Source organism: Stenotrophomonas sp. SY1 (genome assembly GCF_021202945.1).
Lineage (GTDB): Bacteria > Pseudomonadota > Gammaproteobacteria > Xanthomonadales > Xanthomonadaceae > Stenotrophomonas.
Genome location: NZ_JAJOYR010000002.1, coordinates 1,121,030 through 1,132,105 on the forward strand (window position 1 = coordinate 1,121,030; position 11,076 = coordinate 1,132,105).

The following is an 11,076-nucleotide window of genomic DNA, read 5'->3' on the forward strand; positions in this document are numbered from 1 at the left end:
GACATGAGCGAGGACACATTCAAAAACTCTGTATCAATCCATCTTCACCGGGTCAGGAAGTCCCAGTTCAACCAGTTCCGACCGGTGCACTTCTGCCAACCTCTGCCCCAGATAACGAGCGAACCCTCTGGACAGATGGTGCTGATCATAGAAAGCCGGCTCACCGTTTGCATAAACCAGACAGCCCTGGAGCCTCTGCTCCTTGCAGAGCAACGCATACTTGCTGATGTACACGTAGCCGAGCGTCTGCACCTGGGGAACGGTCGTATTCACTCTTTCGTCCGGATTGAAGTAATTAACAGCTTCCGGAGCCCGGCATGCCTCGTAGCTCCCGTATCTGTTGTAGAGCGAGGCACAATCCATCGCCGTCTGCAGATAGGATCCGATCGCCATGATCTTGATGGATGGATTTCTCTTCTTGATGATCTCAAGCACGCGCCAGAGATCACGAGCAACCGGGTCAAAGCCCTGGTGCGTGTTGTACACAACGACGTCCAATGCCTGAAGGAATTGATCGTTATTCAGCACTGAGAAGCGCTTGTCGCAAGCCAGCTGGGTTGTGGGAGACGAAAAGAGGGCGTCACCCAGAACGACTTCACAATCGTTCACGGTCCCGAAGCTGATCAGGTTTACACGCGGGTCCTTCCCATAGATCTCATCAAATGCATTGAATGCATCCGGCTCATGCGAGTTGCCGAAGATCAGAACCTGCTTCGGCCTGTCCATGCCACACGCCGAGGGATCTTCCAACGAACTGATGTTGCATGCTCCGGCAAGCGCCTCGAATCTCCTTGCCTTCCCGGCTTCTATTTCGGCGGCCCCCAGGGGCTTGAACGGACCACTATCGTGCGGTCCAGGCTCTTTGTGGCTCGGAGCTTCCCCGGTTGATATCGGGACCATCTCTCCGCTTCGCTCCTGAGCCATCGCCCCTGGAATGAAGTACCTGTACCGCCAGGTCATACCGTCAGACAGGAAGAAGCTCGCGCCAACGATGCTGCAGAGCAGCGAGGCGACGAGTATGCGTCGCGCCGGGATACGCATCGGGCCGGATGGCTTCGCGTACCGGAACGGAACTTCAATGAAGTGGTGGAGCACCAGGGCCGTGACAAGCGAGAGCGACGCCATGGCTGCAAATCGCACGCCCCAAGAGGCCGCAAGCATGTACTGCCCCACAAACACAACGATGGGCCAATGCGTCAAATAGAGCGAATAGCTGATTTTCCCGAACCACACTGCAACCCGATTCCCAAGCAACAACCGGGCTCCCGTCGAGTTCCTGGCTGTGATCACCAGCAACGCGCCCAGGCACGGAGCAATCGCATTCACATAAGGAAAAACATCCCCTTCTTCCAACACGACGATCGAGTACACCATCAACCCCATTCCCAACACCATCATTGCTTCGTGCAATGGCCGGGAAGATGGGAGCCGCTTGATCAGAAAATAGCCAAGCGCGCCAATGGCAAATTCAAACACCCGGAAATGCGGGAGAAAGAACAGGTCGGACCTGAAATCGACATCGCGTGCAGCAACCACCAGGTAGTTGGCGGCAAAGCTGGCCAAGCCTGCGCCGACGATCCCCCACAAGAGCCCGCGCCTGCCGAACCCGCGATAGCAGAAGTACAGGAATGCCGGCCAGATCAGATAGAACTGCTCCTCAACACTAAGTGACCAGGTGTGCAGCAGTGGCTTTGTCTGTGCTGCCGCATCGAAGTATCCACTCTCCGACCAGAACAGCAGATTGGACAAGGATATCGCTGACGCCAGCAAGGACTTCCCATAAGCAACCAGGTCCGTCGGTGTCAGACTTATCAAGGCAAAGATTGTCGTCACGATCAGAGTTGCGATCAGTGCAGGCAGGATTCGCCGAATGCGACGTACATAGAAGCTTCTGAAATCGAAGCCTCCGGTACTCAGTACTTCGTTGATTATGATCGACGTGATCAGGTAACCGCTGATGACGAAGAATATGTCCACACCGACATATCCGCCGCCCATTCCCGGGACCCCGAAATGGAACAGCAGAACAGCCATGACTGCCACGCACCGGAGTCCATCAACGTGCGGCATGTACTTGTTATCGGTTTTATTCATTGGTCTTGACGATCAATCCATATTCATCAGGCCGGCGCAGAATGAGGCAATGCTCTTTCGCCGGAACGGCACGTCCACTTCCACCAACCCTGGCACGACGGCCCAAGTCATTCGGAAACTGCTTAAAGCCCCTTCGCCGCCTGCGCCACCGCGCGGAACAACGCGCGGCCCTTGTTCATCGTTTCGTGCCACTCGGCATCCGGGTCGGAGTCGTAGACCACGCCGCCGCCGGCCTGCACGTACAGATGGCCGTCCTGAATCACCGCAGTGCGGATCGCGATGGCGGTATCGGCATCACCGTGCCAGCCGATGTAACCGACCGCGCCGGAATAGACGTTGCGCTTGACCGGCTCCAGCTCGCGGATGATCTCCAGCGCGCGGATCTTCGGCGCGCCGCTGACGGTGCCGGCCGGGAAGGTCGCGCGCAGCACGTCGCTGTAGCTCAGGCCGGCCTTCAGCGTGCCGGTGACCTCGCTGACGATGTGCATGACATGGCTGTAGCGTTCGATCACGAACTGCTCGCCCACCTTGACCGTACCCGGCTCGGCGATGCGGCCGACGTCGTTGCGGCCCAGGTCGATCAGCATCACGTGCTCGGCGCGTTCCTTCGGGTCGGCCAGCAGCTCGGCTTCCAGTGCCTGGTCCAGCTCCGGCGTGGCACCACGCGGGCGGGTACCGGCGATCGGGCGCACGGTGACAACGCCATCGCGCAGGCGCGCCAGGATCTCAGGTGAGGAACCCACCACCTGTGTGTCGCCAACATCGATGAAGTACATGTACGGCGACGGATTCAACGCACGCAGCGCGCGATAAACGTCGATCGGCCGCGCACGGAATGGCACGCGCAGGCGCTGGCTCGGCACCACCTGGAAGATGTCGCCGGCACGCACGTATTCCTGCGCTTTGCGCACCACGTCATGGTACTGCTCGCGGGTGAAGGACGATTTGAAGTCCTGCTCATCAATCGCATCGGACACCTGCGCCTGCGGATAACCGGCGCCCGCTTGGCGCAGGCGATGCGACAGTTCGTCCAGGCGGCGGTTGGCACGCGCCCAGGCCTGCGGCTGCGCGGGGTCGGCATGCACGATCAGGTACAGGCGGCCCTTGAGGTTGTCGAATACCGCCAGCTCTTCGGAGAGCATCAGCAGGATGTCCGGCGTGCCGAGTTCATCGGGCTTGTCGCCCGCCCCCAGATGCGGCTCGATGTACTGGATGCACTCGAAGCCGAACCAGCCGACCAGGCCACCGGTGAAACCGGGCAGATCTTCGAACTGCGGCACCGAATGCTCGGCACGCAGCACTTCCACTTCGGCCAGCGGATCGGCGACCTCACGGCGTTCGATCACTTCGCCCAGCTCGCTCACTTCCAGCGTATGACCACGGAAGCTGTAGATGCGGCGGGCCGGCAGGCCAATGATCGAATAGCGCCCGAAGCGCTCACCGCCCTCGACCGATTCGAACAGATAAGTGAATGGGCCGTCGGCGAGCTTCAGATAGACCGAAAGCGGCGTGTCCAGGTCGGACAGCACTTCGCGGACGACGGGGATGCGGGTGTGGCCTTCAGCGGCCTGCTGCTGGAACTGCTCTTGCGAGATCAAGACGGCTTTCCTTCCGGGAAACGACGGTGGCGGGACGGACGACGGCAACGGGCCACCATCGCCACCAGCGGCGAGCGGAAGAAAGGGAACGCTTGGTCGTCAGAATGGGCACCGGCGCACTTTACCGCAACTGCGGCCGCGCGTGGGAGCGCGGCCGGCGGAACTTGCTTGCAATCGCAACGGTCAGGGACCGCCGGGGCTTAGCCGTGGCCGGATCTTCGCCCCATTCAGGAGCTGCTGCCGATGCCGGGAAACCACCTTGCCGCTGGGGCCAGCCAACGTGTCCCGGGGAGCGGACGAGAGCGGTCTACCGTGTCCGCCCGCTCTCGTCCGCAGTGACCGGATTCAAGCGCCAGCCGTTATCGAACGGCTGGACCACATAGTCGTTGCCGAAGATGTTCGGTGCGAACGGGTAATCGGTCGAGATGATCTGCGCGCCACTTGCCAGCGCCGCCTCACGCCGGCGGCTGTCATTGGCGCGGGCCTCCCCGGTATCGATATCGGCGCGACTGCGGACCAGATAGCCTTCACTGACCCGTTGGCGTATCTCATCGCCACGCGTAAGTGCGTTGTCGATCATCACGAACGCCGTGTGGTCCATGCCCGGCCGGCCCTGCACGAATGCCATGCGTCCTTCCAGATTGGGATGCCCCTGCAGATACGGGGCGAACGTGCCCAGATTCATCCCGGGCACGATCATCAGGAAAACAAACTTTCCACTTGCCTGCTCCAGGGTGGGCCACCGGCCGGCACGCGCGGCGGCCTCCAGCGTGGCCGACCTGCCGCGCAGGTCATCCGGTGCAAGCACCCGCTCCCGCCCCAGCACCTCGATGATGGAGGCATCCAATTCCGCGAACGCGCGGGCGTCGAATGGTGCGACCGGCGTGGCCCCGGCGAGGGCTTTCGCATGGCCGCCGAACTTGGGCTCCAACAGTACGAACACGGGCGAATGCCCCGGCGTGGCATCGGACCAGCTGCGCAGCTGCCGCAGGCAGATCCGGAAGGACGGGCAACTGCTGCGGAAGTCGACATCCGCCATATGCAGGACCTTCAAGCCCGGTGCCTGCAACGCCGCATCGTAAAGCGGCTCGAGCTCCTTTTCGCCCTGCGCCCGCAGCAGGCGATAGGACAACGGGTCACTGAACCGACCGCCTTCATGATCCACATGAAGGTCGAGTTCGATGCTGCGCAGTCCCGCGCGCAACTGCGTCTCCAGCGACGGGAAGCGGTATTTCAGCGGCTGCGCAAGGCCACCGGTGAACGCGTGCGGATGCTCGTCGACATACTCGCGCCGCCGTTGCGCAGGCATCTGCCTGATCGAATCCTCGATGAGCGGCTTGAGCAACGGGTCCATCACGCCAAACACCCGTGCATCGGCGGCCAGGCGGTAACTGTTGTGGGTACCGATGACCTGGATCTGGTTCAGGCGCGGCTCCGTCGCCGACACACCCGCGGAGCAGACGCCCAGCGCCATAGCCAGCAGGTACAGAAGCACGGGGGCGCTGCGAATGGAAAAGACAGGGAAAGACAGGCGCAGGAACATGAGCGGATCAAGCCGAACAGGAAATCAGGGCGCGATCCTAGGTAGGCGCAATGACAGCGGGCTTACGCACGCATGGCCAGACGCACACGTTTTCAGGACAGTGCGTACTCCTTTTCGCCGCCTGGTTCTGCCCGCGTTTTCAGATGCTGCACTGCCACCCTCTGTTGCGACTGGACCCTCGTCCACCTCAACAGACCGGGGCATCAACAGATGCATTCCCGGATGCATCGTTCACATCGTTGCCAGCACTGCAGCAGATGCCGACGTCGCATCAACCAGACAGCAGCTCCGTGCGCATTGGCAGATGCATCCGCACCCGTCCCGCCTCGCAACGCACATGGAAACGGCGGGCCCGCAGGGGTTCGCCGTCCAGATTCAGGGTCATCGGCTGCTCGGCTTCTATCCAAAGCTCGCGCAGCCGGGCACGCTCGGCCACCTGTTCGAGCGCGGCATGCTTGCCCTCGCTGAACAGGGTGCTGAGCGTGGGCATCAGTTCCCCCGCCAGCTCTGGAACGATGGTCAGATCCAGCAGGCCATCGTCCACCAAGGCATCCGGACACAGCGCCTGCCCCCCACCGGCCTGGCGACCATTGCCGATGCCCAGGGCGATGAAGCCCCCTTCCCAGTGGAAGCCCTCGCCATGGATACGGGCATGCACCGGCTCGATCCGCCCCAACCTGGAAATGCCGGTCACGACATAGGCCAGGCCGCCGAGCACCTTCTTCAAGCCATCATGGGTTTCCACGGTGACATCGGTACCGAAGCCGCCACTGGCAAGATTGGCGCACCAGTGCACCTGGCCATCGCCTTCCACCTGCAACAGATCCATGGGCACTGCCGGGCTGCGGGCGGCCAACTGCAGTGCCGGCAGCGGCTCGAAGGGGATACCGGCTGCAGAGGCGAAATCATTGGCGGTGCCCAAGGGCATCAGTGCCAACGCCGGTAATGCGAGCGCGTCATGTCCGGTGTGGGCCAGCGCCTGGGCCACCTCGCTCAAGGTCCCATCACCACCGCCAGCAACGACCATCACGGCGTTCGCGGCAATCGCTTCGCGCACGTAACGCTCCGCATCACCGGTTTCCCACGTCACCCGTACCGACAACTCCTGACCGTGTTCGCGCATGACCCTTACTGCCTCGCGCACAGCGTCATCGCCTGCGGATTTTCCGTTGAGGACCAGATACCAGTGCGCGTTGACCATACATTTCTCCCTAGGGGACGCGCAGCCTAGCAAGCTCTTGCTGCTGGCCTGATGAATGTCACGACACCGTCATCAAGCGTCCGGAGAATGAAAGGCCATAGCAGGGACGATGGATGGAGGCAGGATCAGCCTCCGACGAATTCCCCGGCCGCAGTGGCGACACTGCGGCTTTTTTTTCCCATATAGAGCGCAGCCATGCTGCGCTCAAGCAGTACGGGAGAAGTTCGTGCCGAGCATGGCCCGGCACTACTGTCATGCGTCCTGCGCAAACTTCCGCAGCGCGTCGCCCTGCAGGCGATATACGGTCCACTCGTCCTGCGGCAATGCGCCAGCCGCGCGATAGAACTCGATCGCAGGCGTATTCCAGTCCAGCACCGACCACTCGAAACGCCCACAACCCTGCTCCACCGCGAGCCTGGCGATGTGCTGCAGCAGCGCCTTGCCGGCTCCGCTGCCGCGATGTTCCGGGCTCACGTACAGGTCTTCCAGATAGATGCCGTTGCGGCCCAGCCACGTGGAATAGTTGTAGAAATACACCGCGTAGCCGATGGCCTGCCCATCACGCTCGCACACCAGTGCCTGCGCTTTGGCATCCGCGCCGAACAGGCTGGCACGAATGCCAGCCTCGTCGGTCTGCACCGAGGATTCGGCCTTTTCGTAGATGGCCAGCTCGCGGATGAAGTGCAGGATCAGGCCCGCATCCTCCGCGGTAGCCGGACGAATCCGCATGCCGGGCGCGGTCATCGATCAGCCCCGTGCGGCGGCGACGTTGCCGCGCATCTTGGCGATGACTTCGGCGTAGTCCGGCACGTTGAAAATGGCCGAGCCGGCGACGAACGCATCGGCGCCGGCAGCGGCGATGGCGCCGATGTTGTCGGCCTTCACGCCGCCGTCCACTTCCAGCGTGATCGGCTTGCCGAGCTTGTCGATCATCGCCCGCACCGCACGCAGCTTGTCCAGCGTGGACGGGATGAAGGCCTGGCCACCGAAGCCCGGGTTGACCGACATCAGCAGCACCAGGTCCAGGTCTTCCAGCACCCAGTCCAGCACTTCCACCGGGGTGGCCGGGTTCAGCACCAGGCCGGCCTTGCAGCCGTGCGACTTGATCAGCTGGATGGTGCGGTGAACGTGGCGGCTGGCTTCGGGGTGGAAGCTGATGATGCTGGCACCGGCCTCGGCGAAGTCCGGCACGATGCGGTCCACCGGCTCGACCATCAGGTGCACGTCGATCGGCGCGGTGACGCCGTGCTTGCGCAGCGCCTGGCAGACCATCGGGCCGATGGTCAGGTTGGGCACGTAGTGGTTGTCCATCACGTCGAAATGGACCCAGTCGGCACCGGCGGCGAGAACGTTGTCCACCTCTTCGCCCAGCTTGGCGAAGTTGGCCGACAGGATGGACGGGGCAATGATGCAGTTGGACATGAGGTGGGCCTTTCAGCGTTTGCGCAGGGTTTTGATGCGGTCGTAGGCGGCGTTGACCTGCCGGGCCTTCTTCTCGGCCTGGGCGCGCAGTTCGGGCGCGGCGCCGGCCACTTTGTCGGGGTGGTACTGGGACATCAGCCGGCGATAGGCCAAGTCGATCTCGGCGTCGGTGGCGTCCCGGGTGAGACCCAATTCACGGTAAGGAAGGTCCTTGCCCAGGCGGAACCAATCGCTGTCAAAGGCGTGCCCGAGCAGCAGCCCGATGACCGCGCCAAACAACGGATTGGGCCTGAAAAGCAGGGCCCCAGCGATGAAACCAAGCAATTTTCCGTACCAGCGCATGGGCGGGGGGAATATTCCGGACGGGCGGGCCCTGCATTTTATGCCACAGCGGCCCAATCCGGCTTTACACTAGGCCGCCCGCCGACCAGCCGCGGGCCCCTACGGTCCTCCAAGCCCGGGTCCTCCACGCCGGCGGCTTCACAGCCAAGTCCCAGGAGTGCCCGTGCCAACCACGCTGTTGCAATCCGATCTTCCCGGCCTGCCCTTGCGCCATCGCGGCAAGGTGCGTGATGTGTTCGATATCCCGCGCGAACGTCTGCCCGCCGGCACTCCTCCTGGCGAGTACCTGCTGATCGTGGCCACCGACCGCCTGTCAGCCTTCGACGTGGTGCTGCCCGACCCGATCCCGGGCAAGGGCGAGATGCTGTGCCAGGTGTCCAACTTCTGGTTCGCCAAGACCGCGCACCTGATGCCCAATCACCTGACCGGCATCGACGTGGCCAGCGTGCTGCCCGAAGGCGTGGACCCGGCGCTGTACGCCAAGCGCGCGGTGGTGACCAAGAAGCTCAAGCCGGTCCCGGTGGAAGCCATCGCCCGCGGTTACCTGATCGGCAGCGGCTGGAAGGACTACCAGCGCACCGGCAAGATCAGCGGCATCCAGCTGCCCAACGGGCTGCAGCAGGCCGAAAAGCTGCCCGAGCCGATCTTCACCCCGTCCACCAAGGCTGCCGTCGGCGACCACGACGAGAACATCGATTTCGATGCGATGGTCAAATCGGTCGGCGCGGACCTGGCCGAGAAGGTGCGTGACGCCACCCTGCGCATCTACAAGTTCGCCGCCGAATACGCGGCCGAGCGCGGCATCCTGCTGGCCGATACCAAGTTCGAGTTCGGCACCGATGCCGACGGCCGCCTGTACATCATGGACGAGATGCTGACGCCGGATTCCTCGCGCTACTGGCCGGCCGACGAGTACCAGGTAGGCATCAGCCCGCCGAGCTACGACAAGCAGTTCGTCCGCGATTACCTGGAAACGCTGGACTGGGGCAAAACCGCCCCGGGCCCGGAACTGCCGGCCGAAGTGATCGAGCGCACCCGCGACAAGTACGCCGAGGCGCTTGAGAAGCTGGCTGGAATTCATATCGACTGACCCCGACACGGGCGCGCCGGAACTACCGTGCGCGCCCGTAGGGAAGCCGCGCTATGCTCTGCCGGTCATTCCTGGGAGGGAACATCGACATGAGCACGGCACGTCCGGTCGACCGCTACTTCGCCAGCTATTCCGGCGACCACCGCAACAGCACCAACCAGGCCATCCATGTGGTGGCAGTACCGGCCATCCTGTGGTCGGTGATTGCCCTGCTGTGGTGCATCCCGCCGCTGCTACCCTGGTTCCAGCACGGCATCTGGGCCGCGCTGGCGATGTTCGGCACCTGGGCCTACTACAACCGCCTGTCACGCCCGCTGGGCATCGGCATGTTGATCCTGTTCTTCGTCAGCGGCTGCATCTGCCGGTTGCTGGAAGACCGGCTGGGCATCCCGATGTTGCTGCGCATCGCCATCGGTGTGTTCGTGCTGGCATGGATCGCGCAGTTCATCGGCCACAAGATCGAAGGCCGCCGCCCCAGCTTCCTTACCGACCTGACCTACCTGCTGATCGGGCCCATCTGGGTGCTGGCCAAGCTGTTCCGGCAATTCGGCTGGCGGTACTGAACAGGCAAGCCAGCACGGTACTGGCCACCCGGGCCCCTGTCCTGCGCCTGCTGCAGGAGAGGATTGAACGATGGGAGCTGTCCATTGCGGCTCCCCCTCTCGGGCCAACGGGAGAGCAACTCCCATCATGGCTTCGATCATGCACCGGACTCCCGCCGCGTCCCTGCGTTGCGCACCGCCCCATGTCTCGACACGGAGCAGATTCGCCCGTGGGTAGACTCGCAGCGACTGCCGTGAGGATGCCGATGACCACTTCTGCCAGCCCCCCGCCGACCAGCATCCTGCTGGCTACCGACTTGAGTGCACGCGGTGATCGCGCCCTGGCACGTGCGCTGCAACTGGCGCGGCAATGGAAGGCGCGATTGGTGGTGGCGACGGTTCTGCCGGACAACAACGCAACCGAGTTGCTCGCGCAGTTGCTGCCCGCAGCGCCACCACTGGATGAAAACCTGACCCGACCAGTGGCCGAGCAACGCCTGCGGCGCCTGTTCGAAGGCGAGGTCACCGATGTAGCCGTGGACGTGCGCGTGGGCCAGGGCCATGTCGGCCGCGCCATACTGCAGCTGGCAGCCGAGGAAGACTGCGGCCTGATCATCACCGGCATCGCCAGCGACCCGCTGTTTGAACTGCCGATGGTCGGCTCCAGCGTGCTGTGGCTGACCCGGCACTCGACCCTGCCGGTGCTGATCGTCCATGACCGCGTGCGTGGGCCTTACCGCAACCTGGCCCTGGCCAGCGACTTCTCCGACAGCGCCGAACAGGCCGCCCGTTGCGCATTGGACCTGTTCGGCCCACCGCTGCAACTGTCGCTGGTGCATGCACTGGAATCGCCCGGCAGCGTGCTGCTGACCGGCGACCGGGAGGCGCTGCAGGAACAGGAGCGCAGCGGTGCCCGCGAACAGGCCCAGGCGCTGCTGGCAGGGCTGCGCCCGCTGCTGGGCCAGGCCCATGTGTCCAAGCTGATCGAGCCGGGTGATCCGGCGCGGATGCTGACCGAACATGCCCGCGCCGCCGACATGGAACTGGTGATCGTCGCCACCCACGGGCGCAGCGCCCTGTTCGACCTGCTGATCGGCTCGGTGGCCCGGCGGCTGGTGGAAACACTGGAAACGGACACGCTGCTGGTGCGTGATCCACGTTCGCTGGCAGCCGCCAATGCGGATGCGGCAGCATCGGTTTAACCCGAACGACCCGTTCAGAAAAAGTGTCGGAGGCAAAAAAGT

At 63.3% G+C, this 11,076-nt stretch carries 10 protein-coding genes; 3 read left to right on the forward strand and 7 right to left on the reverse strand.

Annotated features, from left to right (window positions below):
- Window positions 1–33: 33 nt before the first annotated feature.
- The 7 genes from LR961_RS16595 to LR961_RS16625 form a co-directional block, all read right to left on the reverse strand.
- On the reverse strand, window positions 34–2,094 hold the full coding sequence (locus LR961_RS16595; protein WP_332311039.1) for an acyltransferase: 2,061 nt from the start codon (window positions 2,092–2,094) through the stop codon (window positions 34–36).
- Between the two features lie 122 nt (window positions 2,095–2,216).
- Window positions 2,217–3,692 (reverse strand): anthranilate synthase component I, encoded by a 1,476-nt coding sequence (gene trpE / locus LR961_RS16600; protein ID WP_232151039.1) that lies wholly within the window; start codon window positions 3,690–3,692, stop codon window positions 2,217–2,219.
- A gap of 307 nt (window positions 3,693–3,999) precedes the next feature.
- The gene (locus tag LR961_RS16605; protein ID WP_232151040.1) at window positions 4,000–5,235 is read right to left on the reverse strand and encodes a Ca2+-dependent phosphoinositide-specific phospholipase C; all 1,236 of its coding nucleotides are present in this window, start codon (window positions 5,233–5,235) and stop codon (window positions 4,000–4,002) included.
- Window positions 5,236–5,506: 271 nt separating this feature from the next.
- Entirely contained in the window at window positions 5,507–6,436 is a 930-nt protein-coding gene (yegS, locus tag LR961_RS16610) for a lipid kinase YegS (protein ID WP_232151041.1), read from the reverse strand.
- 252 nt (window positions 6,437–6,688) lie between these two features.
- On the reverse strand, window positions 6,689–7,180 hold the full coding sequence (locus tag LR961_RS16615) for a GNAT family N-acetyltransferase (RefSeq protein ID WP_232151042.1): 492 nt from the start codon (window positions 7,178–7,180) through the stop codon (window positions 6,689–6,691).
- A 3-nt stretch (window positions 7,181–7,183) separates the two neighbouring features.
- A complete protein-coding gene (rpe, locus tag LR961_RS16620; RefSeq protein WP_232151043.1) occupies window positions 7,184–7,858 on the reverse strand; it encodes a ribulose-phosphate 3-epimerase in 675 nt (224 codons plus the stop codon).
- Between the two features lie 12 nt (window positions 7,859–7,870).
- The gene (locus LR961_RS16625; protein WP_232151044.1) at window positions 7,871–8,200 is read right to left on the reverse strand and encodes a DnaJ domain-containing protein; all 330 of its coding nucleotides are present in this window, start codon (window positions 8,198–8,200) and stop codon (window positions 7,871–7,873) included.
- 163 nt (window positions 8,201–8,363) lie between these two features.
- On the opposite strand from LR961_RS16625, the gene LR961_RS16630 reads away from it, so the two are divergent.
- The 3 genes from LR961_RS16630 (at window position 8,364) to LR961_RS16640 (ending at window position 11,034) form a co-directional block, all read left to right on the forward strand.
- Window positions 8,364–9,290, forward strand: coding sequence for a phosphoribosylaminoimidazolesuccinocarboxamide synthase (locus LR961_RS16630; RefSeq protein WP_232151045.1), 927 nt, complete (start codon window positions 8,364–8,366; stop codon window positions 9,288–9,290).
- A gap of 89 nt (window positions 9,291–9,379) precedes the next feature.
- Window positions 9,380–9,853, forward strand: a complete 474-nt coding sequence (locus tag LR961_RS16635; protein ID WP_232151046.1) for an Mpo1-like protein — start codon at window positions 9,380–9,382, stop codon at window positions 9,851–9,853.
- A 245-nt stretch (window positions 9,854–10,098) separates the two neighbouring features.
- Window positions 10,099–11,034, forward strand: a complete 936-nt coding sequence (locus LR961_RS16640; protein WP_232151047.1) for a universal stress protein — start codon at window positions 10,099–10,101, stop codon at window positions 11,032–11,034.
- The last annotated feature ends 42 nt before the right edge of the window (window positions 11,035–11,076 follow it).

Excerpts from the sequence above, each read along its gene's own strand:
- LR961_RS16615 (WP_232151042.1), bottom strand. The coding sequence starts at position 7,180 with ATGACCGCGCCCGGCATGCGGATTCGTCCGGCTACCGCGGAGGATGCG.
- yegS (WP_232151041.1), bottom strand. The coding sequence starts at position 6,436 with ATGGTCAACGCGCACTGGTATCTGGTCCTCAACGGAAAATCCGCAGGC.
- LR961_RS16605 (WP_232151040.1), bottom strand. The coding sequence starts at position 5,235 with ATGTTCCTGCGCCTGTCTTTCCCTGTCTTTTCCATTCGCAGCGCCCCC.
- LR961_RS16625 (WP_232151044.1), bottom strand. The coding sequence starts at position 8,200 with ATGCGCTGGTACGGAAAATTGCTTGGTTTCATCGCTGGGGCCCTGCTT.
- LR961_RS16640 (WP_232151047.1), top strand. The coding sequence starts at position 10,099 with ATGACCACTTCTGCCAGCCCCCCGCCGACCAGCATCCTGCTGGCTACC.
- rpe (WP_232151043.1), bottom strand. The coding sequence starts at position 7,858 with ATGTCCAACTGCATCATTGCCCCGTCCATCCTGTCGGCCAACTTCGCC.
- LR961_RS16595 (WP_332311039.1), bottom strand. The coding sequence starts at position 2,094 with ATGAATAAAACCGATAACAAGTACATGCCGCACGTTGATGGACTCCGG.
- LR961_RS16635 (WP_232151046.1), top strand. The coding sequence starts at position 9,380 with ATGAGCACGGCACGTCCGGTCGACCGCTACTTCGCCAGCTATTCCGGC.